Source organism: Planotetraspora kaengkrachanensis (assembly GCF_016862895.1).
In the GTDB taxonomy this organism is placed as follows: domain Bacteria; phylum Actinomycetota; class Actinomycetes; order Streptosporangiales; family Streptosporangiaceae; genus Planotetraspora; species Planotetraspora kaengkrachanensis.
On sequence record NZ_BONV01000014.1, the window covers coordinates 105,111 to 131,807 of the forward strand.

The following is a 26,697-nucleotide window of genomic DNA, read 5'->3' on the forward strand; positions in this document are numbered from 1 at the left end:
CGTGTCGGGAACCCCCGTAAATGGTCTGTATGCGCAGGTCATTACGGAAGCGCATGGTTCCAGCCATGGGGAGGCCGGGTGTCCGCGGTGAAGAGTGAGCGAGTCGGGGGACGCAACTTCACGGAGACCGACGGGACCTACGTCACGTCGGCGCGTGGGCTGGAGGTCCTGCGCGATCCCCTGCTGAACAAGGGCACGGCGTTCACGGAGGAGGAACGGGCGGAACTCGGGCTCGAGGGCCTGATCCCCCCGGCCGTCGAGACGCTCGACGAGCAGGCGCGCAGGGCGTACGAGCAGTACGAGGCGCAGCCGGACGACCTCCGCAAGAACATCTATCTGACGTCGCTGCACGACCGCAACGAGGTGCTCTTCTACCGCCTGCTGTCCGACCACCTGAGGGAGATGCTCCCCGTCGTCTACGACCCCACCGTAGGCCAGGCGATCAAGGCGTACAGCCACGAGTACCGCAGGCCGCGCGGGGTCTACCTGTCGATCGACGACGTGGACGGCATCGGGCGGGCCTTCGACAACCTCGGGCTCGGCCCCGACGACGTCGACCTGGTCGTCGCCTCCGACGCCGAGGAGATCCTGGGCATCGGCGACTGGGGCATCGGCGGGGGCAGCGGCATCGCCGTGGGCAAGCTGGCCGTCTACACGGCCGCCGCCGGGATCCACCCGAGCCGGGTCGTCCCCGTCGCGCTGGACGCGGGGACGAACAACGAGGCGCTGCTCAACGACCCCTCCTACGTGGGCGACAGGCATTCACGGGTGCGGGGCGAGCGCTACGACGCCTTCATCGACGCCTACGTCACCACCGTCACCCGCATGTTCCCCAAGGCCCTGCTGCACTGGGAGGACTTCGGGCCGTCCAACGGCCGCCGGATCCTCGAGATGTACACCCCGCGGATCAGCACCTTCAACGACGACATGCAGGGCACGGGCGCGATCGTGCTCGCCGCGGCGCTCGGCGCCACCCGGGTCGCGGGCGTGCCGCTGCGCGAACAGCGGATCGTCGTGTTCGGCGCCGGCACGGCAGGCGTCGGCATCGCCGACCAACTGCGTGACGCGATGACGCGCGCCGGCCTCGAGAAGCAGGACGCGACCCGCCTGATCTGGACGGTCGACAAGCAGGGGCTCCTGACCGACGACATGGACGACCTGCGGGACTACCAGGCCCCCTACGCACGGCCCGCCGCGGAGGTGGCCGGATGGCAGGGCGAGGACGGGCGGATCGGGCTCCGTGAGGTGGTCGGCCGCGTCCACCCGACCATGCTCATCGGAACCTCCACCGTCCACGGCGCCTTCACCGAGGACATCGTCCGGACGATGGCCGCCCACACCGACCGGCCGATCATCTTCCCCCTGTCGAACCCGACCGAGCGGATCGAGGCGATGCCGGGCGACCTGATCCGCTGGACGGAAGGGCGCGCCCTCGTCGCCACCGGGATCCCGGTCCAGCCGGTCACCTACAAAGGCGTCACCTACGCCATCGGGCAGGCGAACAACGCCCTGCTGTACCCGGGGCTGGGGCTCGGCGTCACCGTCTCGCGCGCCCGCCGGGTCAGCGACGGCATGTTCCAGGCCGCCGCCGACGCCGTGGCGAGCCTGGTCGACGTGTCGACACCGGGCGCCTCACTGCTGCCGCAGGTCGACAACCTCAGGGAGATCTCGGCTCTGGTCGCGGTCGAGGTCGCAGGGGAGGCGGGGAAGGAGAACCTCGCGCGCGTCGAGCTGCACGACGTGATCCAGCAGGTGCAGGACGCGATGTGGCGGCCCGAGTACCGCCGGGTCAGAGGAGGCTGACGATGGTGCGCAACGGCCCCCGGATCCAGGACGTGCCGATCGGGCTCGACGCGACGGGCACCCGCACCGAGAGCGACTCGCTCGGGGAGATCGAGGTGCCGGCCGACCACTACTGGGGCGCGCAGACGCAACGCTCACTGATCCACTTCAGCATCGGCGACGACCGGATGCCCAAGGCCGTCTACCACGCCTACGGCTACATCAAGAAGGCGGCGGCCCACGTCAACGGCCGCGCGGGCCGGCTGCCCCGGTGGAAGGCCGACCTCATCGCCCGCGTGGCCGACGAGGTGATCGACGGCCGGCTGGACCCGGAGTTCCCGCTGTACGTCTGGCAGACCGGCTCCGGCACGCAGTCGAACATGAACGTGAACGAGGTCATCTCGAACCGGGCGATCCAGCTGCTCGGCGGCCGGCTCGGCAGCAAGGACCCGGTACACCCGAACGACCACGTGAACATGGGCCAGTCGTCCAACGACACGTTCGTCACGGCGATGCACATCGCGGTGGTCCAGGCTCTCGAGACACGGCTGCTGCCCGCGTTGTCGCGGCTGGCCGACGCGGCCGGGCGCAAGAGCCGGGAGTGGGCGCACGTGGTCAAGGTCGGCCGCACCCACCTGGAGGACGCGACACCGTTGACGGTCGGCCAGGAGTGGTCGGGGTACGTCGCCCAGATCGAGGACGCCACCGAGCACCTGAAGACCACGGCGCGCGGCCTCGACCGGCTGGCGATCGGCGGGACGGCGGTCGGCACCGGCCTGAACGCCCCGCCCGGCTTCGGAGACGAGGTCGCCCGCGAGATCGCCAGACTGACCAGGCACGCGTTCACCGGGGCGCCCAACAGGTTCGCCGCCCAGGCGTCGTGCGATCCGCTCGTCCGCGTCTCTGCGGCGCTGCGCGCCCTGGCCGTGTCGCTGTTCAAGTTCGCCAACGACATGCGGTGGCTGGGGTCGGGCCCGCGGACCGGGCTGCACGAACTCGACCTGCCGTCCAACGAGCCGGGATCCTCGATCATGCCGGGGAAGGTCAACCCGACTCAGGCAGAGGCGATGCTGATGGTCGCCGTCCAGGTGATCGCCGACGACGGGGCCGTCTCGATGGCCGGGGCGGAGGGGAACTTCGAGCTCAACGCGTTCCGGCCGCTCATCATCAACAACGTCCTCCACTCGATCCGGATCCTGTCGGACATGATTGATCATTTCCGGGAGTACCTCGTCGAGGGCGTGCGGCTGAACACGTCCAAGCTCGAGTCCGACGTCGAGCGCTCGGTCATGATGGTGACCGCGCTGAGCCCGGTCATCGGCTACGACGAGTCCGCGAGGATCGCGCACCGCGCGATCGCCGACGACCTCACGCTGAAGGAGGCCGCGATGAGGTCGGGCGTCGACGAGCGGCTCTTCGACAGGGTGGTCGACCCGGAACGCCTCACCCGCCCGGGGGTGGCGGGCGACGGCCGGTCACGCCGCCGTACCGGCGGCTGACAGCGGGGCCCTCTTCGCCGCTCGGTCAACCGGGTGCAGGGGCCTCTCAGCACCGCTCCAGCCGGGGTTTCCGCCGGTGAGGGCCGCCCGCTGACGAAGGAGTCTCAGGTTGGGGGGATCATAGAGGGTACTTGTTCCCCGCGCACCCGCCCGTCCTCAGAGGAGCCCGACATCGTGAACGCGACCGACGAAGCCATGAGCTTCGCGGATCTGGCACTGCGCCCCGAGCTCCTGCGGGCTCTCGGCGATCTCGGCTACGAGGAGCCGACTCCCATTCAGCGGGAGGCGATTCCGCCCCTCCTCGAAGGCCGTGACCTGCTCGGACAGGCCGCGACGGGTACGGGCAAGACCGCGGCGTTCGCCCTGCCCGTGCTGCAGCGCCTGGCCGAGGGGGAGCCGGAGTCCGGGCCGGTCGCGCTGATCCTGGTCCCCACACGCGAGCTCGCCGTACAGGTGTCTGAGGCGATGCACCGCTACGGCAAGGACATCGGGGCGCGGGTGCTCCCGATCTACGGCGGGCAGCCCATCGGCCGCCAGTTGCGGGCGCTGGAGCGAGGCGTCGACGTGGTGGTCGCGACCCCCGGGCGTGCTCTCGACCACATCGGCCGGGGCACGCTGGCTCTGAGCGGGCTGCGGATGGTCGTGCTCGACGAGGCCGACGAGATGCTCGACATGGGCTTCGCCGACGACATCGAGACGATCCTCCAGGACACCCCGGAAGACCGGCAGACGGTGCTGTTCTCGGCGACCATGCCGCCCCGCATCGACGGGATGGCGCGCAGGCACCTCTCAGAACCCGTGCGGATCAAGATCGAGCACGAGCGGGCCGCCACGGGTGAGAGCCCTCGGGTACGCCAGAGCGCCTACATCGTGACCCGGTCCCACAAGCCCGCGGCTCTCGGGCGGGTGCTCGACGTCGAGGCGCCGACGGCCGCGATCGTGTTCTGCCGCACGCGTGACGAGGTCGACTCCCTCACCGAGACGCTCAACGGGCGCGGCTACCGCGCCGAGGCGCTGCACGGAGGCATGGGCCAGGAGCAGCGCGACCGCGTGATGGGACGGCTGCGGACCGGCACCGCCGACCTGCTGGTGGCGACCGACGTGGCGGCCCGCGGCCTCGACATCGAGCAGCTCACCCATGTCATCAACTACGACGTCCCCTCGGCGCCCGAGTCGTACGTCCACCGGATCGGTCGGGTCGGCCGGGCCGGCAGGGAAGGCGTGGCGATCACGCTCGCCGAGCCGCGCGAGCACCGCATGCTCAAGACCATCGAGCGGGTCACCCGGAGCCGCATCGAGATCGAGAAGGTGCCGACGATCGCCGACCTGCGGGCGCGGCGACTCGAACTGACCCGGGCCGCGCTGCAGGAGAGCCTCCTCGAGGACGACGACCTGGACCGGTTCCGCGTCGTGGTCGAGACCCTCGCCGACGAGTTCGACGTGATGGAGGTGGCCCTCGCCGCGGTGAAGCTCGCCCACGAGTCCACCGGGGCGGCGGCCGACGAGGAGGAGATCCCCGAGGTCGCCCTGTCGCCCACCCGTGGCCGCCGCGACGGGGCAGGGCGCGACGCGGGACCGAGGGAGCGGGGGCGCGGCCCGTCGAGGGGCGGCATGGCCCGCCTGTTCGTCGGCGCCGGGCGCAGCGCGCGGATCCGGCCGCAGGACCTCGTCGGCGCCATCGCGGGCGAGACGAGGGTGAGCGGCCGCGACATCGGCGCGATCGAGATCGCCGACCGGTTCTCCCTGGTCGAGATCCCGGAGTCGGCCGTCCAGGAGGTCATCGACGCCCTGCGGAGGACCACCATCAAGGGCCGCAAGGTGACCATCCGCCGCGACCGCGACGCCCCCTGATCCCTCCCCTTGGGAATCCCCCCCGCGCGTGATCATGCACAGGTTCGCCCGCACGGCACCTCACCTGCCCCGACCCTGCGCGTGATCATGCACACCTTCGTGTGCATGTCGTACGACCAGCGGAAACGTTGTTCGTGATCATGCACAGGTTCGGTGGCGCCCTCTCCGGCCTGCATGGATGTAGTTGGTGATCATGCACGTCGCCGCCGCATGCATGATCACGGCGAATGAAACCGCAGGTCATGGTGCCCGTCGCCGAACCTGCGCATGATCACGATTGGGATCGTCGCAGGTCGGCGCGGCCGCGACCGAAAGTGTGCATGATCACGGTCGGGGTTGTCGCAGGTCGGCGTGGTCGGGACCGAAAGCGTGCATGATCACGCGGGAGGGTTGCGGGAGGGGGGTTATGGCTGGAGTTGGCGGAGGCGGTTGACTTCGGCGGTTTGGGTGACCGATATGTCCTGAGCCAGCTCCTGCACCGTCACGTGGGAGCCCTTCTCCATCTCGTCGGCGGCCATCGTGATCGCGCCCATGTGATGAGCGATCATCAACTGCACGAACAGCCGGTCGAAGTCGGCGCCGGTCGCCTTGCGTAGAGCGTCCAGCTGCTCGGGGGTGGCCATGCCGGGCATGTCGTGATGTTCCTCGAGCTGATGGTGCTCGGGGAGGCGCTGCCCCTGCTGCTCCAGCCAGTGCGTCATCGCGGAGATCTCCGGCCCCTGGGTGTCGTTGATCCGGGCCGCCATGCGCTTCACGCCGTCCGACGCGGCCCGCGTCGGGGCGAGGTCGCTCATGTCGAGCGCCTGCCGGTGGTGGACGATCATGTCCTGCATGAAGAGGACGTCGGCCGCGTTCGCGGAGGGCGACGGCACGGCCGGCGCCGTCTCCGTTGGGCTGAGCGTCCTCGCCTCCTCGCCTGGCCTTCCGGGGGCGATGACTGGGGCTGTCGGTCTGGCTTCCGCGGTTTCCGGCGTGCTCGAACACCCCGTGAGCGTGGCAGCTCCGATGACTATGGCGATGAGGAGTGCGGCGCGCACCCGGCCTCCCTGTGATCTCTAGCCGTGCCCACGCACAGTAACAAAATATGGAAAATCGGGTAAACCCGGTATGTTGATCTATTTTCCTGAAGCAGGCAGTATGGCGTACAAATTCCTGTCCGGGTGCCGATGGCGTGACATTTCGTGTGCCCGGACGTGTGCGACCAAAGGAGGGGTACCTGCGTGTTATCCAACCTCCGCAGAGGCGGCCCGGTCGGCCGGTTCCTCGTTCTGGTAGGTGCTGCGGCAGCACTCGCGCTGTCGGCGATGCCCGTCCAGGCGGCCGACATCCCGGGAACCGATGAGGTGGTCATGAGCTCGAACGTCGAGCACGTGACCAACGTACCCAAGCCGGCCGCCATCGCGGCCACCATCAACACCGACATCGCATTCCAGGGCAATTACGCCTATGTCGGTAACTATGGCGGATTCTCCATCTACGACATCAAGAACCCGAAGAAGGCGAAAGCGGTCAGCTCCGTCGTCTGCCCCGGTTCGCAGATGGACCTGTCGGTGTACGGCGACCTGCTGTTCGCCTCGGTCGATTCCTCGCGTAACGACGACTCCTGCGCCAGCACCGGGCAGGCGGCGTCCGTCAAGGAGTCGTGGGAGGGCATCCGCATCTTCGACGTCAGCGACAAGACGAACCCGAAGTACATCAAGTCGGTTGAGACGAGTTGCGGTTCGCACACCCACACGCTGGTGCCGGACAAGAAGCGGAACAACGTCTACCTGTACATCTCCTCCTACAGCCCGTCGGCGAGCTTCCCCGACTGCCAGCCCCCGCACGACAAGATCTCGATCGTGAAGGTGCCGCTGAAGAACCCGACGTCCGCGTCGGTGGTGGCCACCCCGGTCGTGTTCCCCGACGGCGGCAACGAGACCCAGCCCGGCCTGCTCGTCCCCACGAGCGGCTGCCACGACATCACGGTCTACCAGGAGAAGGGCATCGCGGCCGGCGCCTGCATGGGCGACGGCGTGCTGTTCGACATCCGCAACCCCGAGAAGCCGAAGGTGACCGCCCGCACCACCGACCCGAACTTCGCGTTCTGGCACTCGGCGACGTTCAACAACGAGGGAACCAAGGTCGTCTTCACCGACGAGCTCGGCGGCGGCGGCGCGGCGACCTGCAACGAGGCCATCGGCCCCAACCGGGGCGCCGACGCGATCTACGACATCGTGAAGGGCAAGCTGGTCTTCAAGAGCTACTTCAAGATCCCCCGTTACCAGGCGGACACGGAGAACTGTGTCGCCCACAACGGCTCGCTCATCCCGGTCAAGGGCCGCGACATCATGGTCCAGGCCTGGTACCAGGGCGGCGCGTCGTTCTGGGACTTCACCGACTCCGCGCACCCGAAGGAGATCGGTTACTTCGAGCGCGGCCCGGCCGCCGAGGGATCCGGCGGGTTCTGGTCCGCGTACTACTACAACGGCTACGTGTACGCGAGCGACTTCAACCGCGGCTTCGACGTCATCAAGATCAACGACCGTCGGACCGACTCGGCGAGCAAGGTTCGCGTCGACCGGCTCAACACGCAGACCCAGGGCTCGTACCCCGAGCACGGGCATGGGCACGGGCACGGCCACTAGAGGTAACAGGCTGACTCTCCCGGCCTGTTGATCATCACGAAGGGGCGGCCTCCGAGACCACGCAGGTCTCGGGCGCCGTCCCTTCTCGCCGCCGGCGTCCGCGCCGCAGAAAGAACAGGCCGAGCCAGAGCGCTGCCACGGCGAGTACGGTGCTCACGGTGATCGTCAGCCCGATCTTCAGGCCTGGCGGCGTGAACGAGCAGCTCACCCGGGTCGCCTTGCCGTCCAGCGGCACGGAGACCAGCCCGAGGAAGTTCCCGGCGGGCCGGGCCGCGGCGCCCCCGAGTGCGCAGGTCCACCCTCTGATCGCCGGTACGGCCATGACCGCGGTCCCGGTGCTCCCGGCGGGAAGCGTGGCGGTGACGGAGTGGCCGGAGACCTCGACGCGGGTGGCGCCGGTGCTGCGCAGGCGGCTCACGGCGTCGGCAAGACGCGCGGTGTCCAGGCAGGCGACGGGGTGGTCCGGCACGCTTCCGCGTTCCATCGGCCGGAGCTTGACCTTGACCCGTCCCGTCGCGGGAACCGTGCCCAGGTACTCGATCGGGGCCCGGTTCCGCCCGGCGGAGCCGGTGAGCCCGACCCGGTACCCGCTGTCCACCAGCGAGGCGCCGCCCGCGTAGTCAGGGGCGTACAGATACACCTCCTGGCCGGGCGCGCAGGTGGCGAACAGGTTGTACGGATAGGAGCGCGGGGTCGGATCGGGAAGGGTTTCCAGCGGTCCCGTCGTGCCCAGGACCGTGCCGTCCTTCCGCTCGTAGCGCACCTCGGGAACCGTGTAGACGGATGTGCCGAGCAGCAGCTCCTGGTTGCGGAACGGGGAGGCGCCGTACCGCGGCGGCGGACCGGAGGCCGGCCGGACGGTCACCAGCGGGGCGACCTGCCGCCGGGTGAGGGTCACGTCCGCCTGGTCCCCGCCGCGCGACTGGGACTCGCCCGTCACCGTCGAATGGGCCCGTGCGGCGATCGAGAACACCGTGTCCGTCACCGGGTTGTCCAGGCTCTTGGGCGACCTGCCCCTGGAGATCCAGCCGAAGCCGAGGTTCTCCAGCATCCCGATCAGCGTGACGGAGGTGAAGCTGCTGTAGTAGGCCGACCCCTCGCCGCCGACCAGTTGCGGATCGTTGCCGGTCACCCTGGCCTCGCCCGGGTCCGTACGGTAGGACGGCCACGCGTCGGCGGAGTCCACTGCCGCGCGCAATCGGTCGTGCCAGGTTCCCCAGGGGGCGTAGTAACCGAGGGCCGCCTGGCGCTTGGTGTCGACGTCGGCGACGTTGGCCGCGGCCTCGGCCGTCTGCGCCGCCGCCACCAGGACGAGCAGGACGCCTGAGGTGATCCGCCACGTCCGCCGGCCGATCTTCCTGGCCAGCGCCAGCACGCCGTACAGGACGGCGCACACGGCCACGACCGCCCAGGTCCACCGGAGCATCTCCGGGGTGCTCTTCTCCCAGCCGGAGGCCACCCAGATGGTGAGACCGAGCAGTGCCGCGCCGCCCGCCAGCGCGTACGGCTTCGGCATGCCCCGGGCGAACGACGTCCACCCAGCGGCGACGATCATGCCGCTGAGGACGAACGCCTCGCGGTAGGTGCTCCCGTTGGGGGTGGTGTAGGCGTACCAGATCCGGACGGTCGGCTCCCACAACATCGAGGCCGCGACGGCGACGATCGCGACCGTCCAGGCGATCCGCGCGCGTGCCCGGACGGCCCGATTGAACGGCAGCGTGAGCGCCGCGAAGAGCGCGAAGGTGCCCACGAAGATCGCAGGGGAGTTGAACTCGTAGCTGCCCGGGAGCAGGCGCGCGAACATCGGGGAGATGCCGACGGAGGTGAAGGGCCGGGGAGTGACCGGCCAGGCGTCGGCGGCCGCGAGGTAGACCACCAGAACGACGGGAGCGGCCACCCCCAGGCCGGCTCCGCCGTACAGCGCGGCGCGTCCAAGCCCGCGCAGCCTGGCCCGCGGGGACGAGGTTTCCGAGGCCGCCCGGATCAGGAGCACGACGGTGGCGCCGATCATCGCGAAGCAGGCGGTGTAGAAGCCGGTGACCCAGGCGAACGCCACGCACAGCGGGCCGAGCACCCACCTGCGCCCGGCCATGGCCCATTCCCCGGCGATGCACAGCAGGGGGAAGGCGATCAGGCCGTCGAGCCACATGGGGTTGTAGGCGGCGTCGGTGACGGCCCAGCCGCACAGACCGTACGCGGCGCCGAACACGGCCGCCAGCCCGGAACGGAACGGACCGCGGACGCTCAGCCCGCGTAGGTACCAGGCCATGACGGCGGCGCCCGCCGCGATCTTGGCCGCGGTGATCACATAGACGGCAAGGTCCACCTCGGCGCGGGGGACCAGCGCGACCAGCAGGGAGAAGGGGCTGGCCAGGTAGTAGAACACGTCGGGCAGATAGCTCGAGCCGAACCCCGAGGCCCAGTTGACGATCAGGTCACCGCGGGCGTGCCCGTGCAGCACGTCCCACCAGTACGCGTAGAAGGGGACGTACTGGTTGCCGAGGTCGCTGATGCTGCGCGACGCCGGCCCGAAGGGGAAGAACCCGGCGACGGCGTCTCCCGCACAGAGCCCGGCGGCGGCCAGCAGCGCCGCCATGAGAGCGGCACCCGCTCTGCGCAGGACGGGGCGGCGGGTGTGCTTCACCGTGAGGGGAGCGGCCGCGGTCGGGGGCGTGCGCTCGAGTTCCTGCGTGGTCACGGATCCTCATGGCATGGGTGGAGGTTGACCAGAGGCACCCTAGCCGATCATGTTGACCCGCAGGTGAACACCGGATTTCCCGTCGGCTCCGGCAAGATGATCTTCCCGGCCGCGGCCATTCCGCGCGTCGCGGCCACGCCGCGCGTCCGTCCCGGCCAGCGGCTGCCGCGCGTCTGTGCCGCGTGTCTGTGGCGCGGGTCAGTGGCGGCGGGTGCCGTGCCGGAACCGGGTCTCGTGATCCCACAGGTGGGCGCAGCCGGGGCACTGGACGTGGAGGAGGGTCCCCGTGGTGCTCAGGAGATAGCGCCAGTGGTCACGGCAGTTGCGGCCGGCTCCGCACTCCGCGCAGCCCTCGTCGTCGCGGCACCGGGGGCAGGGCACCCAGGCGCGGCGGCCCAGGTCGGCGTGGGGGTCAATCGGCAACATGGCCAGGTCCCCGCCGGGGCAGCACGCCGGCGGCCACGAGCATGTCGTAGGTCTCCTGCTGCCGCGCGTCGAGATCCGAGTAGAGGAGGTCGTAGGCGGCCTCCTCCTCCCGCATGGCCTCCATCGGGTTCCAGGCGCTCCCGAGTGCGGTGACCACCTCGGCGCGGCGCCGGGCCTCCTCAAGGGTGAGGTCGATCTCGAATACGGCGTGGACGCCGTCGTCGTGCTGGGGCATTGGGGCGCTTTTCCCATCCACGGTCGAAGTTTTATCCCTCCATGCACGATATATGGCCTTATGGGGTGAATCGAGTGATTTTACTCGCGGAGGGAGGGCCGGGCCGCGATACGCACGGCGGCAACTGGGTAGGGCACGCGCGTGAACGGCGAAGGAAACAGCGGTCCGGTCTTCGCGGACCCCATCACTGCCGACATCATGCTGTCGGTCAACGGAGACGAGCATTCCGTCGCGGTGGACACCAGGGAGACGCTGCTCGACACCCTGCGTGAACACCTGGATCTCATCGGAGCCAAGAAGGGCTGCGACCACGGCCAGTGCGGCGCCTGCACGGTCCTCGTCGACGGCAGGCGGGTCAAATCCTGCCTGACCCTCACGGTGACGGTGGACGACCGGGAGATCACCACGGTCGAGGGGCTGGCCGCCGACGGCGCCCTGCACCCGATGCAGGCGGCGTTCGTCGAGCGGGACGCCTTCCAGTGCGGCTACTGCACGCCCGGCCAGCTGTGCTCGGCCGTCGCGGTGGTGCGCGAGGTGGCCGACGGATGGCCCAGCGCGGTCACGCCGGACGTGTCGGGTCCCGTCTCTCTCGACGACGACGAGATCCGCGAGCGGATGAGCGGCAACCTGTGCAGATGCGGCGCCTATGTCAACATCGTCGCGGCGATCCGGCAGGTGGGCGCATGAGACCCTTCGCCTACGAACGGGCCGCGGACGCCCGGTCCGCGGTGGCCGCCCGTGCCGCGGGGGCGGCCGACGGGGCCGGCGCCGTCTACCTCGGCGGGGGCACGAACCTCGTCGATCTGATGCGGCTCGGCGTCGTGTCGCCCGGAGTCCTGGTCGACGTCACCCGGCTGCCCTCCGACGGGGTCGAGGAGACCGCCGGCGGCGGCCTGCTCATCGGCGCCGCCATGCGCAACAGTGACCTGGCCGCCCACCCTCTCGTACGGCGGCGCTACCCGATGCTGACCCAGGCGGTCGTGGCCGGGGCCTCCGGCCAGATCCGCAACATGGCGACGGTCGGAGGCAACCTCCTGCAGCGGACCCGGTGTTCGTATTTCCAGGACGTGACCAAGCCGTGCAACAAGCGGGCACCGGGCTCCGGCTGCCCGGCCAGGAACGGCGACCACCGCAACCTGGCCGTCATCGGCCAGTCGGAGGCGTGCGTCGCCACCCATCCGTCGGACATGGCGGTCCCGCTGGCCGCGCTGGGGGCGGTCGTCCACATCGAGGGGCCGGGCGGCGCCCGTCAGGTGCCGATGCCCGGGCTCCACCGGCTGCCCGGCGACACGCCTGAGCGTGACACCGTGCTCGAACCCGGCGACCTCATCACCGCGGTCGAGCTGCCGCCGCTGCCCTTCGCCGCCCGATCCCGCTACCGCAAGGTGCGTGACCGGGCGTCGTTCGCGTTCGCCGTCGTGTCTGTGGCCGCGGCGCTGGACGTCGAGGACGGCATGGTCAAGGACTGCCGGATCGCCCTCGGGGGCGTCGCCCACATCCCCTGGCGCGCGGAACGGGCCGAGTCCGCGCTGCGCGGCTCGCCCGCGACCGAGGCGGCGTTCGCCCAGGCCGCCGCCGAGGAGCTGGCCCAGGCGACCCCTCTTCCGCACAACGCTTTCAAGGTGCCGCTCGCCCGCAACGTGGTCGTCCGCACACTGCTCGACCTCGTGGAGGCGTCATGACCACCGTCGCCGCGCCGTACGCCGGGACGGCCCTGGACCGGGTCGACGGCCCGGAGAAGGTGACGGGCCGGGCGAGGTACGCCTACGAGCACGCCCCTGACGACCTCGCCTACGCGGTGGTCGTCCAGTCCACGATCGCCAGGGGAGAGGTCCGCGCGGTCGACGCGGATTCGGTGCTCCAGCTCCCCGGCATCATCGCCACGATCTGGCACGAGAACGCGCCCCGGGTGGCTCCGATCGAGGACGCCGAGCTCACCGTCCTCCAGTCGCCGCGGGTGGCCTACCGCGGTCAGGTGGTGGCGGTCGTGGTGGCGGAGACCATCGAGAGCGCCACCGAGGCGGCCCGGCTCCTGCGGGTCGACTACCAGGTCGAACCGCACGACGTCGAACTGCGCGCCGACCATCCGGGGATGTACCGGCCCGACCACGTCAACCCCGACTACGCCACGGACAGCGAGCTCGGCGATCCCGAGGCCGCCCTCGGCTACGCGCCCGTCGTCGTGGACGCGACGTACAGCACGCCCGCGCAGCACCACAACCCGATCGAGCCCCACGCCACCGTCGCCCTCTGGGACGCCGATGGGCTCACGCTGTACGACTCCACGCAGAGCGCCTCGGCGGTGCGGGCCACGATCGCCCCGCTGTTCGGCCTGCCGCAGGAACGCGTCCGGGTCGTGTCTCCGTACGTGGGCGGGGGATTCGGGTCCAAGGGCGCCCCGCACGCCCAGGTGGTGCTCGCGGCGCTGGCGGCCAAGCAGGTGGGCCGGCCGGTGAAGCTGGCCGCCACCCGGCGGCAGATGTTCGCGGTGACCGGCTACCGGACCCCGACCGTCCAGCGCGTACGGCTCGGCGCGGACGAGGACGGGAGGCTGAGCGCGATCGTCCACGAGGCGTTCGAGCAGACCGCCACGGTCAAGGAGTTCGCCGAGCAGACGACCGTCGTCACGCGAATGATGTACGCGGCGCCGCACCGCCGGACCTCGCACCGCCTGGTCAGGCTCGACGTGCCGGTCCCCACGTGGATGCGCGCGCCCGGCGAGACGCCGGGGATGTTCGCGCTGGAGTCGGCGATGGACGAACTGGCCGTCGCCTGCGGGATCGACCCCGTCGAGTTGCGCGTCCGCAACGAGCCCACCGTCGATCCCGAGCGCGGCCTGCCGTTCAGCTCCCGCAACCTCGTCGCCTGCCTGCGCGAGGGCGCCGCGAGGTTCGGCTGGGCGGGACGCGACCCCGAGCCGGGGGTCCGCAGGAGAGGCCGGATGCTGATCGGCACGGGCGTCGCGTCGTCGACCTACCCGGTGTACCGGCTGCCCTCCGAGGCCACGGCCCGGGCCGAGCCCGGCGGCGGCTTCACGGTCAGGATCGCGGCCGCCGACATCGGGACCGGGGCCAGGACCGTGCTCACGCAGATCGCCGCCGACGCGCTTGGCGTCCCGCCGGCCCAGGTGCGCATGGAGGTCGGGGACAGCGCGCTGCCCCGGGCCTCGGTCGCCGGAGGGTCGTCGGGGACGGCCTCGTGGGGCACCGCCGTCGTGCGGGCCTGCGAGGCGCTGACGGACGCGCTCCACCGCCGGGCGGGCGACGTGCCGCCGGGCGGCCTCGAGGCGAGCGTGGACACGGCAGAGGAGTTGCGGGCGCAACGCCCGTTCTCCAGGCACGCGTACGGCGCGCAGTTCGCCGAGGTCGGCGTGGACGTCGACACGGGGGAGGTCCGGGTGCTGCGCCTGCTCGGCGCCTTCGCGGCCGGCCGGATCATCAACCCCAAGACGGCGCGGTCGCAGTTCATCGGAGGGATGACGATGGGCCTGTCGATGGCCCTGTTCGAAGAGAGCGTCATGGACGTCGAGTTCGGCGACTACCTCAATCGCGACCTGGCCCAGTACCACGTCGCCGCCTGCGCGGACGTCCGTGACGTCGACGCGTTCTGGATCGAGGAGGAGGATCCCGACCTGAACCCGATGGGGTCGAAGGGGATCGGCGAGATCGGCATCGTGGGCACGGCCGCCGCGGTCGCGAACGCGGTCCATCACGCCACCGGCCTGCGGGTGCGTGATCTGCCGATCCGACTGGACCGCCTGATCGGCAGGGCCGTTTGAGCAAACTCGCATAGAAAACTACCGGTTTGGGCACCCCCGAAGTACGGGCTCCGCGGCCCGTGCCGAGGGGGGGACCCATGACGGTGACAGCGGATCTGGCGAAGCTGCTCGATCGGGACTACGAGAACATGAGCCTGTCCGAACTGCTGAAGGCCCCGGTTCACGCGATGTCCGGCGTCAGTGAGAAGGACGCCGAGCTCCTCAAGCAGGCCTTCAACATCAAGACGATCGGCGACCTCGGCCGCAACCGGCTCTTCCGGATGGCGGCGGACCTGGCGGACCTGGCCGACAACTCCAGGTAACGCTGGACCCGAGCCCGCGGGCCCCATCGGCCCGCGGGTCGGGCCTTCCCCGTCCCAGCACTCGTTGTAGAAAATCTTCGCTCTCTTGTAACTTGTCGGAAGGTATCTACGCAAGGGGCGGTCGTGACGGCTCTGTTCGTCGGAGTGGACGGCGGTGGTACGAGCACTCGCTGCGTCGTCGCCGCGGAGACCGGAGAGGTCGCCGGGCGCGGACGTTCGGGCGGCGCCAACGTGCTGTCCGCTCCGGACCCGGCAGCCAGCCTGCTGGCGGCGCTGACCGCCGCGCTGGAGGGCCTCGACCGGTCGCAGGTGGCCGGCGGAGTCTTCGGCCTCGCGGGCATCGCCCGGGCCGAGGCGCCGGCCGCGCAGGCGTGGCGGGCCGCCGGGCTGCCCGGCCTCCCGGTGGTGGTCCCGGACGTGCTCGTCGCCTTCTGCGGCGCCACGCCCGAGCCCGACGGCACCGTGCTGGTCGCGGGAACCGGGGCGATGGCGGCCAGGATCAAGGGACGCGCCGTCGTGCGGCGCGCCGACGGGCTCGGCTGGCTGCTGGGCGACGAGGGCTCCGGAGTGTGGATCGGGCGCAACGCGCTCACCCGCGCGCTCACGGCCCTCGACGGCAGGACCCCGCCGACCCTGCTGGTCGACCTCGTCGCCGCGGCCGTTCTCGGCCACGGGGCCCCGGCGCACGGGCCCGGCCCGGAGCTCTCGCCGGAAGCGTCCCGGGAGCTCACCGTGCGGCTCATCGACGTCGTATACGAACGGGTGGCGTCCAAGGGCGCGGCCTGGCTGGGCACCCTGGCCCCCGTGGTCGACGACGCCGCGCGGAAGGGCGATCCGGTGGCCGGGGACATCCTCGACGAGGCCGCGCACCGGCTGAGCCGTACGGCGAAGGTCGCCGGCCGGGACCCCGCCGGCGACGGAGACGACGGAGACGACTTCGGCGGCCCGCTGGTGCTGGCGGGGTCGCTGCTGACCGAGCCGACGGAGCTGGCGCGCAGGGTCCGGGCCGCGCTGGGAGAGCGGGCTCCATGGACGCCCGCACGCGACGGGGCAGCCGGCGCCGCGGCGCTGGCACTCAGGGCGGCGCTGCCGGCGGACCGGGCGCACCAGGCGCACCTGCGGTTGATCGACCGCGTTCCGGTGCCGGAGACACGATGAGGACGCGGTCGCGGGAGCTCTGCCGGCTGGCGATGACGGTGCTCCAGCCGGGTTTCGAGGGGACGGACCCGCCGGACTGGCTCCGCAGGGCCCTCGCCGACGGCCTGGGCGGCGCCGTCCTGTTCACCCGCAACCTCGCCGACGCCGCGCAGACCGGCGAACTGGTGGCCGGGATGCGCGCCGAGAACCCCGGCGTGGTCGTCGCGGTCGACGAGGAGGGGGGCGCGATCACCCGGCTGGAGGCCCGGACCGGCAGCTCCTGGCCGGGCAACCTGGCTCTGGGCGTCGCCGACGACGTCCGGGCCACCGGGCGGGTCGCCCGGCAGATCGGGCGCATGCTGGGCGCCGCGGACATCACCCTGGACTACGCGCCCGTCGTCGACGTGAACGCCGACCCCCGCAACCCGGTGATCGGCGTCAGATCGTTCGGCTCGGACCCCGAGCGGGTCCGGCGGCACACCGTGGCGTGGATCGAGGGGCTCCAGGGTGCGGGCGTGGCCGCCTGCGCGAAGCACTTCCCCGGCCACGGGGACACCGTGACCGACTCCCACCTGGCCCTGCCGGAGGTCCGCGCGTCCCGCGAGGTCCTCGAACGGCGGGACCTGCCGCCGTTCCGCGCCGCGATCAAGGCCGGGGTGCGGGCGATCATGTGCGGTCACCTCCTCGTGCCCACGCTCGACCGCTCTCCCGTCACGATGAGCCGCGCCGTGCTGACCGGCCTGCTGCGGGACGAACTCGGGTTCGCGGGCCTGGCCGTCACCGACGCCATCGAGATGCGCGCGGTCGCCGCGCTCCACACCGCCGAGGAGATCACCGTCCGGGCACTGGCGGCGGGTGCCGACGCGATCTGCGTCGGCGTCTCCTCGCCCGGCGGTGAGAGCGTTTACGCGCTCCGCGACGCGATCGTCTCCGCCGTCCGGGAGGGGCGTCTGCCGGAAGGCCGCCTGACCGAGGCCGCCGGCCGGGTGCTCGAGCTCGCCCGGTGGTACGCGGACCAGGCTCCGGCCAGGGCGGCGGCGGCCCGCGACGTGGACGAGGGCGTCGGCCTGAAGACGGCGACGGCCGCCCTGCGTGTGATCGGCACCCCCTCCCGTCCGGTGCTGAAGGTCGCCCCACTGGTCGTGGAGATGTCCGCGCAACCCAGCCAGGCCGTGGGACGGGCCACGCCGGTCTCCTTCGGGTCGGCGATCGCCGAGATCATGCCGGGCACCCTCCTCGAGGAGATCGGCGAGGGCGACGACCTCCCCGACCTCACCGACGTCCGCCGGCCGGTCGTCCTCGTCGTGCGGGACGCCACCCGCCACGAATGGATCCAGCGGGCGCTGGCCCGGGCGCTGGAGGTGCGTCCCGACGCCGTGGTGGTCGAGACGGGAGTGCCCGGCACCCCCGCCGGAGCCGTGTACCTCGCCACCCACGGCAACTCCACGGCGTCGGCGCGCGCGGCCGCCCGCCTGCTGACCGCCATCCGCCCGCAGGACCCCGCTTGAGAGGTCGGGCGCCCTCCCCGTCTCATCCACCCCCGAATCCCCCGTCTGACCTCCCCCAGAAGGAGCCCCATGAAGGAGCCCTCCGCCGGCGGCCCCCCGCCCGCGAACCTCGTCGCCGCCGTGCGCGCGGTGCTGCCCTCGCTCACCCCGGCAGGCCGGTCGATCGCCAGGCTGATCCTGGACGACCCGGCCACGGTCGCCAGGAGCACGATCACCGAGCTGAGCGAGGCCTCGGGCACCAGCCAGGCGACGATCGTGCGGACCGCCCGCGCCCTCGGATTCACGGGATACTCCCAGCTGCGCCTGGCCCTGGCGGCCGCCTCGGCGCGCGAGCGGCCGGAGCGGCTGGTGCCGGGCGACCTCGCCCCCGGCGACCCGCTCGCCGACGTCATCGACAAGGTGACCAGAGCGGAGTCCGACGCGCTCGCCGACACCGCGGCGCAGCTCAGCCCCGAACTGCTCGGTCCGGTGGTGAAGGCCGTGGCGGCCGCCCGGCGGGTGAACATCTTCGGCGTCGGAGCGTCCGGCCTGGTCGCCGCCGACATGGCGCAGAAGCTCCTGCGGATCGGCGTCACCGCCCACGCCTTCACCGACGTCCACCTCGCTCTCACGGCGGCGGCCGTGGCCGGGCCATCGGACGTGTCGATCGGCGTGAGCTGCACCGGGGAGACGCCCGACGTGCTGGAGCCGATGCGGACGGCCAGGCGGGCGGGGGCGGCGACGGTCGCGATCACCAACAACCCCCGGTCGTCGCTCGCGGAGGCGGCCGAGCACGTGCTCGTGTCGGCCGGTCGTGAAACGGAGTTCCGGCCGGGTGCGCTCGCCAGCCGCATCAGCCAACTGCTCATCGTCGACTGTGTGTTCGTCGGCGTCGCGCAGCGGACCTTCGAGGCCTCAGAAGGCGCGCTGAAAGCCACGAAGGGGGCGCTGGATCGGTTCCTCGAGGACACCCGTCACCGCAATCGTCAGATGTCTTCGCAGGTGGACGGCCTGGGTAAAAATTAACTTCACGAGTGAGTCCATAGACGGAAAAAATTGACGCTGCCGCCAGGCGCCCGTATTGTCCAGGCAACCGGGAACCAGGAGCAGCCCATGAAGCGACTCGCGGCGATCGCGGCTCTGGCGTCGATCGTCACAGCCACCGCGTGTGGAAGTACCGGCCAGGAGAATGCGGGGCAGGGGGGGATCTACACCACGATCGACGGCAGCAAGCAGATCAACGCGAGCGCGCCGATCAACCCCTTCAACCCTGTGGGCTCCGTATTCGACGGTTACAACGGGATGGCGCTCGCCTGGCCGAAGAACGACCCGATCGACCCGAACCAGTTCTATCCGGCGATCGCGCGCAGCTGGACGATCACTCCCGACCAGTCGGAGGCCGTGATCCACCTGCAGCCGAACGCGCGCTGGTCGGACGGCAAGCCGGTGACCAGCGAGGACGTCCGGGTCTCGATCGGCCTGGCCTACACCCAGGGCGGCACGGCCTACGCGCTCGACCCCAAGGCGGCGGGCGCCGCGGCGACCATCCAGGTGGTGGACCCGACGACGATCCGGATCACCCAGGGCGCCAACAAGAGCAACACCTTCCTCAGCAACCTGCTGTCGACCGTCGTGGTGCCCGCCCACGTCTACGGGTCGCTGCTGCCCCGCGACTTCTGGCACACGCTCAAGGTCGCCCAGGACGGGAAGGGCGCGCCGGCCGAGCGGGCGAAGACCGAGGTCACCGGTCTGGCCGACAAGGTCATCGCCTTCGCGCCGAGCCACGACGTGTCCGCGGGACCGTTCGTGCTCGAGCGGGTCAACCCCGGCGCGGCGCTGCTCAGGCGCAACCCCTACTTCTACGACAACAAACTGATCGGCCCCGACAAGGTCGAGCTGCTCAACTACTCGGGCAACCAGCAGATCTGGAACTACCTGATCGCCGGGAAGCTGGACAACGCGCCCTTCACCTCGGTGCCGTCGGCCGTGCTCGACCGCATCCGCTCGGTCAGGGGCAACAAGGTCATCAAGGGCTTCTCGCCCGTGTCCACGTCGCTGGCGTTCAACCAGGCGCGAAAGCCGTACGACAACGTGCACGTGCGCCGGGCGCTGGCGTACCTGATCGACCGGGCCCAGGTGACGAAGATCGCCTCGCCCGAGGGCGGGACCCCGTCCCTCACCACCTCGGGCATCCACGCCGAGGCGGCCAAGGTCTGGCTGGGGTCGCAGTTCGAGGGCCTCGACCCCTACCGCCTCGACCCGGCCAAGGCCGCGGCCGAGCTCAAGGCCGCCGGCATGACCAAACGGGGGAACACGTGGGCGCTGCCCGACGGCAGGCCGTGGAAGGTCGAGATCCACGTGCCCGCGTCGTTCTCCGACTGGATCTCCGCCGCCAAGTCGATCACCAGTCAGCTCAACGACCACGGGATCGACGCGACGGTCGTCACCGCCGCCGACTACACCCTCTATCTCAGTGAGCTCGCGGCGGGGAAGTATGATGTTGGTTTCTGGCTGATGGGCCTCGGGCCCTCGCCGTACAACATCTTCCAGCGACTGTACGGCCAGGCCAACGGCTGGCAGATGTTCGGCGGCAGGCTCGAGCACGTCGCGCCGGGCACCGAGGGCAACTGGATGGGCGGCCCGGAGACCGTCACCGTCTCCGGCACGAAGGTCGACCCCGGAGCGCTGACCAGCAGGCTCAACTTCGCCCCGCCCGCCGAGCAGAAGCAGATCGTCGGGACGCTGGCGAAGGTGTCCAACGAGCAGCTCCCGGTGATCCAACTGTGGGACTACGTCAACACCCAGTTCGTGAACACATCCCGTTACACGGGCTTCCCCCCGGACGACAACGAGGCGCTGCGCCTGTCGTCGGGCGTGTGGATGCAGCTCGGCATGATCAAGAAGAGGCAGGCATGACGAAATCGGTGCGGGAACGTCCCCGCGGGGCCGCCGTGGCCCGCAGGGTGGCGGGACACGTCGGACGCGGCCTGGTCATGATCTGGGTCGTCGCGACGATCAGCTTCTTCATCATCAGGGAGATCCCCGGCGACCCCGTCCAGGGCATGTACGAGAGCCTGTTGCAGAAGGGCATGTCCCCTGACCAGGCGGAACGTGCGACGGCCGTGCTGTACGGCTTCCTGCCGACGGGCAGCCTGTGGGACCAGTACGTCGGGTACATGGGATCCCTGCTCCACTTCGACCTGGGGCGCTCGCTGAGCACGCCCGGAGTCTCGGTGACCAGCTTGATCGGCTCGGCCGCCCAATGGACCGTGGTGCCCGTCCTCGCGGGCACGTTGCTGAGCTTCCTGCTCGGCGTGACCATGGGCGTCTACGCGGCGATCAAGCGCTCGGGCAAGCTCGGCGACCTGCTCGCGCTGTCCGGCTCGCTGCTCCACGGCGTCCCGGTGTACGTCATCGGGCTCCTGCTGGTGGCGATCTTCACGACCCTGTGGCCGATCCTGCCCGCGGGCGGTCCCGTCGACGTCGCGTTCGTGCCCGGGTTCAACGCCGGGTACATCGGCTCGCTGATCCATCACGCCGTGCTGCCCGTCGTGACGTACACGCTGGCCAGCTACGGGGGCTGGATCCTCGCGATGAAGTCGAACGTGGTCGCCGTGCTCGGCGACGACTTCATCCTGGCGGCCGAGCTGCGCGGCCTGAAGCGCGGCATCGTGTTCCGCTACCTGGCGCGCAACGCGATCCTGCCGCTGTTCACGATCCTCGCCCTGTCGATCGGCATGTTGTTCGGCGGATCGATCTTCATCGAGGAGATCTTCAACTATCCCGGGCTCGGGCTGCTGCTCGTCAACAGCATCAGCACCCGTGACTACGCGCTGATGGGCGGAACGTTCCTGGTGATCACGATCGGCATCGTCGTGGCCAACATCGTCGCCGACCTGCTCTACACGGCGATCGACCCGCGGGTCAGGAGCGGGGAGGCATCATGACCGTAACCGTCATGCCCGACATGGCGACGGGCACCAGCCGGGCGACGCTTCGGCGCAACTTCTGGCGCGGCGTGTGGCGGGTGCTGTGCCGCAAGCCGAGCCGGATGGCCGGCGTGATCATCGTGCTCGGCTTCGCCGTCATGGGCGTGATCGGGCCGCTCGTCTACCCCGCCAACCTGCCACGGGACGACAACGCGCTCTACGCGTCGCCGAGTCTCCAGCACCCGTTCGGCACCGACTTCGAGGGCACGGACGTCCTCGCGCTCGTCGTCACCGGCGCGCGGTACGTCCTGCTCACCGGCCTGGCGACGGCGCTCATCACCGTCGCGCTCGGCACGCTCATCGGCCTGTTCGCCGGGTTCAGGCGGGGCGGTTGGGACAGCGCGCTCATGCGGCTGACCGACCTGAACCTCGCCATCCCCGGTCTGCCCCTGCTGCTCGTCCTGTCGACCGTGTGGAAGTTCACCAGCCCACTCGAGATGGGCCTGGTCCTCGGGTTGCTCGGATGGGGCGGCGTGGCCCGTGCCGTACGGTCCCAGACGCTGTCGCTGCGGGAACGCGGCTTCATCGAGGCGGCGCGCGGGCTCGGCCTGCCGACCAGGCACATCATCGGGCGCGAACTGCTGCCCAGCATGGCGCCCTACATCGCGATGAACATGCTCATCGCGGTGACCGGCGCGGTCTACGCCCAGGTGGGCCTGTTCTTCCTCGGCGTCCTGCCCTTCGACGCCAACAACTGGGGCGTGATGCTGAACCTCGCCGTCTTCAGCGGCGGGGCGCTCACGACCCCCTCGGCGCTGCCGTACCTGCTGGCGCCGCTGCTCGCGATCCTGCTGCTCACGCTGGGCATCGTGCTGATCGTCGACGCCATGGACGAGATCTTCAATCCCCGCCTGCGTGAGGAGTGACCCGGTTGTCCAGAGATTCCGCCGCGCCCGAGGTACGCATCCGCGACCTCACCGTGGTCTACAAGACGCCGGCGGGCGAGCTGCCGGCGGTGTCCCGCGTGAGCCTCACGCTCACCCCGGGCACGATCACGGGCGTCGTCGGGGAGTCGGGCTCCGGCAAGTCGACCCTGGCGCTGTCCCTGCTGAACGCCGTGCAGCCGCCCGGCAGGATCGCCGCGGGCAGCGTCGAGATCGACGGCCTCGGAGACGTCCTGCGCCTCGACGGCGAGGACCTGCGCCGCACCCGCGGCCGCAAGGTCGGCTACGTCTTCCAGGCGGCGCAGAACTCCCTGAACCCGCTGAAGACCATCGGGAAGCAGCTGCTCGACCTCGGCCGCTCGCACGACGTCGAGGACCTGCGCGCGCTCGTGGCCGACGCGAAGGCGCTCCTGGGCCGGATGGGCCTCGACGGAGCCCGCGTGCTCGACTCCCACCAGCACGAGCTGTCCGGCGGGATGCGCCAGCGCGTCGGGATCATGCTCGCGCTCGTGCTGAACGCCCAGGTGGTCGTGCTCGATGAGCCGACCACGGCGCTCGACATGATCACCCAGTCGACGATCCTGCGGATCATCAGAGAGGTCCACGAGGAGCGGGCGCTCACCACCCTCGTGATCACCCACGACGTCGGAGCGGTCGCCGAGGTGGCCGACGACCTCGCCGTGATGTACGGCGGGCGCGTGGTCGAGCACGGACCGATCGCCGAGGTGCTCGGCACGCCCCGGCATCCCTACACCCAGGGCCTGATCCGGGCCATCCCGCGCCTCTCCGGGGACATCTCACTGGCCAGGGCGCTGCCCGGCAGGCCTCCCACGCTCGGCACGCTCCCAGCCGCCGGGTGCGTGTTCCGGGAGCGCTGTGAGAAGCGCATGGAGATCTGCGAGACGGTCGAGCCCGCGACGGCGACCTACGACGGCAGGTCGGTCGCCTGCCACGCCGCCGGACGGCCGGCGCCGGTCAAGCGGAGGGAATACGCGTGATCACGGGCACTGCGATCACCAAGACGTTCAAGCAGCGGGGCAACGTCCTCGGCAAGCGGGAGGTCCCGGCGCTGCGCGGGGTCGACTTCGCCATCGAGAAGGGCGGGGCGGTCTCCTTCATCGGGGAGTCCGGCTGCGGCAAGACCACGCTCGGCAGGATCATCGCGGGACTGGAGACCTACGACTCGGGCGAGATCGTCATCGACGGGGTCGCGATGTCGGGCCTGTCCCACCGCCACCGCCAGCCGTATTTCCGCCGGATCCAGCTCATCCACCAGGATCCGTACTCGGCGCTCAACCCCACCCGCACGATCCACCAGACCCTGGAGGCGCCGCTGCGGCTGCGGGCCCGGCAGACGGGCCGTCCCCGGTCGTGGGTCGACGCGCGCGCCGAGGAACTGCTCGCCCTGGTGGGGATCGACCCCGGATACGTGCTGCCGCGCTACCCGCACCAGCTGTCCGGCGGGATGCGCCAGCGCGTGGTCATCGCGCGGGCGCTCACCATGGACCCCGACGTGCTCGTCGCCGACGAGGCCGTCTCGATGATCGACGTGTCGCTGCGGCTCGGCATCCTCAGCCTCCTGCGCGACCTGCGCGAACGCCTCGGCGTGAGCGTCCTGTTCATCACGCACGACATCGCCACGGCCCGGTACATCGGGGACGAGGGCGAGCTCTACGTGATCTACCGCGGGCAGGTCGTCGAACGGGGACTGACCGAGACGATCATCGCGGACCCGGTCCATCCGTACACGCAGTCGCTGTTGTCGGCGATCCCGGTGCTGCACGGCCTGGAACGGCCGGGCGCCGAGCAGGTCGTGCCGACCGAGGCGCTCGACGAGGCGCAGGCGGACGGGGGCTGCCTGTTCACCCGCCGATGTCCCTTCAGCACGGCCCGGTGCGAGACCGAGCGGCCGGTGCTCGGCCACGACGGCGGCGAGAGCGGCGAGGACACCGAACAACTGCACGCCTGCTTCCACCCCCGGCGCAGGAGCGTGATCCCGCAGGGGGTGCACGTATGAGCGGAATTGTGCCGGTGACGCCGGACGCCCGCGTCGAGGACCTGGCGGCACACGCCCTGTGGGCCGACGCCGAGGCGCCCGCGCTGGTGAAGCGGCTGGCCACGCCGCCCGAGGGACGGCGGTGGACGGCACTGGCCACCCCCGACCTTGACGGCGTGGTGTTCGCGTCCATGTCGGAGAGCGGCATGGGCCACCTCGACCTGATCGCCGTCGATCCCGCGGCCCGGGGCCGGGGGATCGGGCGCGCCCTCGCCGAGGCGGCGCAGGAGTGGCTGCGCTCCCAAGGCGCCGCCGAGGCCAGGTTCGCCGGGAACCCGCCGTGCTACGCCTGGCCGGGCATCGACGTGCGCTACACCCCGGCGGCGTGCCTGGCGGAAAGCCTCGGGTACGACCGGTACCGGGTCGCCTGGAACATGACGGCCGACGTCGCCGCCATGGGGTCCCTGCTCGACGAGGACGACGTGGCGTCCGCGCGTCTGGCCTCGGCCGGGGTGACCGTCCACGCCGCGGCTCCGGGGGAGCGCGCGGCCGTGGCCGCGTTCGCCAGAGCCCATTGGAACGACGCGTGGGCCTGGGAGGCCGAGCAGGCGACCGGCTGCCACTACGCGTCGCGTGACGGGGAGATCCTCGGGTTCGCCGCGTGGGGCTCCCGCCCGCTGTGGTTCGGCCCCATGGGTACGGCCGAGGAGGCCCGGGGGCTCGGGGTCGGCCGGGTCCTCGCGCGGCGGTGCCTCGCCGAGCAGAGAGCGGCGGGCCTGCGCCAGGTCCAGATCGGCTGGGTCGGCCCCGTCCGGTTCTACTCGCTGGCGTTCGGCGCGCGGGTCGAGCGGGTCTTCTGGCTCTACCGCCGAGCACTGGGCTGATGTCAGCCGTACAGAAGTTCCACCTGGTCGAACCAGGAGACCGGCGCGCAGAGGCCGCGCGGGTCGTCGCCCGCGTCGAGCCGCAGGCGCAGCGAGTCCGAGCCCCACAGCAGGTCGAGGAACGGATCGCAGGCGAAGTCGCCCGGATACAGCGCGCGCAGGCAGTGGAGCATCGACACCCCGGCGAGGACCGGCCGGAACGCGAGCCGGTCGCCGACGTGAGCCTGTACGCCGCGCACCTGCAGGCCCGCGTGCTTGCCGAAGGTCGGAGTGAACCACGTGTCGCGGAAGCGCACGCCGGCAAGGCCGAGATCGTTGAGCGCGGCGGCGAGGCGCCCGTCCACGTACGGCGCGCCGACCAGCTCGAACGGCCGGGTGGTGCCGCGGCCCTCGGAGACGTTCGTGCCCTCGAACAGGCCCGTCCCCGGGTAGACGAGTGCGGTGTCCAGGGTGGGCATGTTGGCCGACGGCATCACCCAGGGCAGGCCCGTCTCGTCGAAGTGCCACTCCCGCCGCCAGCCGCTGAGCGGGATGACGTGCAGGTCCGCGTCGATCGTCCGGTTGACGAACAGGGCCAGCTCCCCGGGGGTCAGGCCGTGCCGTACGGGGATGGGGGCGCGGCCGAGGAAACTCGCGGCGGCCGGGTCGAGCAGCGGGCCCTCGGCCGCGACGCCGCCGATCGGGTTGGGCCGGTCGAGCACGACGAACCGCAGGCCCAGCCGGGCGGCGGCCGCCATGAGGTCGTACATCGTCCAGATGTAGGTGTAGAAGCGCGTGCCGATGTCGCTCACGTCGAACACGAGCACGTCGACGCCCGCGGACACGACGAGCTCGGCGAGTTCGTCGGGCGATCTTCTGTAGGTGTCGACGACCGGCAGGCCGGTCACCGGATCGGTCGTGTCGCTCTCGCCCGCACCCGCCTGCGCCGTGCCCCGAAGACCGTGTTCGGGGCTGAAGAGCGTGGTCAGGCGGACTCCGGCCGACAGCAGGGCCGTTGCCGAGGGGGTCAGATCGGGCAGGACTCCGGTGGGGTTGGTGATGAGGCCGGCACGGCCGTGACTCGCCGGTCGCGGCGCCGCGGCCAGCTCTTCCAGCCCCGTACGGACTCGAACCATCAGGACA

General features: G+C 71.0%; 22 protein-coding genes. 17 read left to right on the forward strand and 5 right to left on the reverse strand.

The features are described 5' to 3' along the window. Positions 1 to 87 precede the first annotated feature (87 nt). The 3 genes from Pka01_RS17530 (at position 88) to Pka01_RS17540 (ending at position 5,132) form a co-directional block, all read left to right on the forward strand. The gene (locus Pka01_RS17530) at positions 88 to 1,803 is read left to right on the forward strand and encodes an NAD-dependent malic enzyme (protein WP_203883849.1); all 1,716 of its coding nucleotides are present in this window, start codon (positions 88 to 90) and stop codon (positions 1,801 to 1,803) included. 2 nt (positions 1,804 to 1,805) lie between these two features. Continuing rightward, a complete protein-coding gene (locus Pka01_RS17535) occupies positions 1,806 to 3,281 on the forward strand; it encodes a class II fumarate hydratase (RefSeq protein ID WP_203883850.1) in 1,476 nt (491 codons plus the stop codon). 195 nt (positions 3,282 to 3,476) lie between these two features. After that, positions 3,477 to 5,132 carry a DEAD/DEAH box helicase gene (locus tag Pka01_RS17540; protein WP_203883960.1) on the forward strand — a complete coding sequence of 552 codons (1,656 nt, stop codon included), beginning with the start codon at positions 3,477 to 3,479 and terminating at the stop codon, positions 5,130 to 5,132. A gap of 404 nt (positions 5,133 to 5,536) precedes the next feature. On the opposite strand, the gene Pka01_RS17545 is transcribed toward Pka01_RS17540, so the two are convergent. Next, complete coding sequence (locus Pka01_RS17545; protein WP_239115074.1) at positions 5,537 to 6,004, reverse strand: DUF305 domain-containing protein; 468 nt, start codon at positions 6,002 to 6,004, stop codon at positions 5,537 to 5,539. 432 nt (positions 6,005 to 6,436) lie between these two features. Here Pka01_RS17545 and Pka01_RS17550 point away from each other — a divergent pair, with 432 nt between their 5' ends. Further along, entirely contained in the window at positions 6,437 to 7,759 is a 1,323-nt protein-coding gene (locus Pka01_RS17550; protein WP_203883961.1) for an LVIVD repeat-containing protein, read from the forward strand. 34 nt (positions 7,760 to 7,793) lie between these two features. Here Pka01_RS17550 and Pka01_RS17555 read toward each other — a convergent pair whose 3' ends face one another. The 3 genes from Pka01_RS17555 to Pka01_RS17565 all read right to left on the reverse strand — a co-directional run bounded on the left by Pka01_RS17555 (position 7,794) and on the right by Pka01_RS17565 (position 11,118). Next, positions 7,794 to 10,457 (reverse strand): YfhO family protein, encoded by a 2,664-nt coding sequence (locus tag Pka01_RS17555; protein ID WP_203883852.1) that lies wholly within the window; start codon positions 10,455 to 10,457, stop codon positions 7,794 to 7,796. Positions 10,458 to 10,655: 198 nt separating this feature from the next. Next, positions 10,656 to 10,883 carry a hypothetical protein gene (locus tag Pka01_RS17560; protein ID WP_203883853.1) on the reverse strand — a complete coding sequence of 76 codons (228 nt, stop codon included), beginning with the start codon at positions 10,881 to 10,883 and terminating at the stop codon, positions 10,656 to 10,658. Then, positions 10,870 to 11,118, reverse strand: a complete 249-nt coding sequence (locus tag Pka01_RS17565; protein ID WP_203883854.1) for a DUF6400 family protein — start codon at positions 11,116 to 11,118, stop codon at positions 10,870 to 10,872. The genes Pka01_RS17560 and Pka01_RS17565 overlap by 14 nt, the downstream gene beginning before the upstream one ends. Positions 11,119 to 11,301: 183 nt before the next feature. Between Pka01_RS17565 and Pka01_RS17570 the strand changes: the two genes are divergently transcribed. From Pka01_RS17570 to Pka01_RS17630, 13 genes are all read left to right on the forward strand, one after another. After that, positions 11,302 to 11,805 (forward strand): 2Fe-2S iron-sulfur cluster-binding protein, encoded by a 504-nt coding sequence (locus Pka01_RS17570; protein ID WP_239115088.1) that lies wholly within the window; start codon positions 11,302 to 11,304, stop codon positions 11,803 to 11,805. Then, positions 11,802 to 12,800, forward strand: a complete 999-nt coding sequence (locus Pka01_RS17575; RefSeq protein ID WP_203883855.1) for an FAD binding domain-containing protein — start codon at positions 11,802 to 11,804, stop codon at positions 12,798 to 12,800. Before Pka01_RS17570 ends, Pka01_RS17575 begins: the two co-directional genes overlap by 4 nt. After that, positions 12,797 to 14,896: a xanthine dehydrogenase family protein molybdopterin-binding subunit gene (locus tag Pka01_RS17580; RefSeq protein ID WP_203883856.1), complete on the forward strand. Its 2,100-nt coding sequence runs from the start codon at positions 12,797 to 12,799 to the stop codon at positions 14,894 to 14,896. The genes Pka01_RS17575 and Pka01_RS17580 overlap by 4 nt, the downstream gene beginning before the upstream one ends. 77 nt (positions 14,897 to 14,973) lie before the next feature. Continuing rightward, positions 14,974 to 15,198, forward strand: coding sequence for a hypothetical protein (locus tag Pka01_RS17585; RefSeq protein ID WP_203883857.1), 225 nt, complete (start codon positions 14,974 to 14,976; stop codon positions 15,196 to 15,198). Positions 15,199 to 15,321: 123 nt separating this feature from the next. After that, positions 15,322 to 16,356 carry an N-acetylglucosamine kinase gene (locus Pka01_RS17590; protein WP_239115076.1) on the forward strand — a complete coding sequence of 345 codons (1,035 nt, stop codon included), beginning with the start codon at positions 15,322 to 15,324 and terminating at the stop codon, positions 16,354 to 16,356. After that, complete coding sequence (locus tag Pka01_RS17595) at positions 16,353 to 17,843, forward strand: glycoside hydrolase family 3 protein (RefSeq protein ID WP_203883858.1); 1,491 nt, start codon at positions 16,353 to 16,355, stop codon at positions 17,841 to 17,843. The genes Pka01_RS17590 and Pka01_RS17595 overlap by 4 nt, the downstream gene beginning before the upstream one ends. A gap of 69 nt (positions 17,844 to 17,912) precedes the next feature. Beyond that, on the forward strand, positions 17,913 to 18,848 hold the full coding sequence (locus Pka01_RS17600) for a MurR/RpiR family transcriptional regulator (RefSeq protein ID WP_203883859.1): 936 nt from the start codon (positions 17,913 to 17,915) through the stop codon (positions 18,846 to 18,848). An 87-nt stretch (positions 18,849 to 18,935) separates the two neighbouring features. Then, positions 18,936 to 20,738, forward strand: a complete 1,803-nt coding sequence (locus Pka01_RS17605; protein WP_203883860.1) for an ABC transporter substrate-binding protein — start codon at positions 18,936 to 18,938, stop codon at positions 20,736 to 20,738. Next, entirely contained in the window at positions 20,735 to 21,769 is a 1,035-nt protein-coding gene (locus tag Pka01_RS17610) for an ABC transporter permease (protein WP_203883861.1), read from the forward strand. Before Pka01_RS17605 ends, Pka01_RS17610 begins: the two co-directional genes overlap by 4 nt. Then, the gene (locus Pka01_RS17615; protein WP_203883862.1) at positions 21,766 to 22,677 is read left to right on the forward strand and encodes an ABC transporter permease; all 912 of its coding nucleotides are present in this window, start codon (positions 21,766 to 21,768) and stop codon (positions 22,675 to 22,677) included. The genes Pka01_RS17610 and Pka01_RS17615 overlap by 4 nt, the downstream gene beginning before the upstream one ends. Positions 22,678 to 22,682: 5 nt before the next feature. Continuing rightward, the gene (locus tag Pka01_RS17620) at positions 22,683 to 23,693 is read left to right on the forward strand and encodes an ABC transporter ATP-binding protein (RefSeq protein WP_203883863.1); all 1,011 of its coding nucleotides are present in this window, start codon (positions 22,683 to 22,685) and stop codon (positions 23,691 to 23,693) included. Continuing rightward, positions 23,690 to 24,712: an ABC transporter ATP-binding protein gene (locus tag Pka01_RS17625; RefSeq protein ID WP_203883864.1), complete on the forward strand. Its 1,023-nt coding sequence runs from the start codon at positions 23,690 to 23,692 to the stop codon at positions 24,710 to 24,712. Before Pka01_RS17620 ends, Pka01_RS17625 begins: the two co-directional genes overlap by 4 nt. Then, positions 24,709 to 25,575 (forward strand): GNAT family N-acetyltransferase, encoded by an 867-nt coding sequence (locus Pka01_RS17630; RefSeq protein WP_203883865.1) that lies wholly within the window; start codon positions 24,709 to 24,711, stop codon positions 25,573 to 25,575. The genes Pka01_RS17625 and Pka01_RS17630 overlap by 4 nt, the downstream gene beginning before the upstream one ends. 2 nt (positions 25,576 to 25,577) lie before the next feature. Here the strand turns inward: Pka01_RS17630 and Pka01_RS17635 are convergent, their stop codons facing one another. Further along, positions 25,578 to 26,690: an exo-beta-N-acetylmuramidase NamZ family protein gene (locus tag Pka01_RS17635; RefSeq protein ID WP_203883866.1), complete on the reverse strand. Its 1,113-nt coding sequence runs from the start codon at positions 26,688 to 26,690 to the stop codon at positions 25,578 to 25,580. Positions 26,691 to 26,697 lie beyond the last annotated feature (7 nt).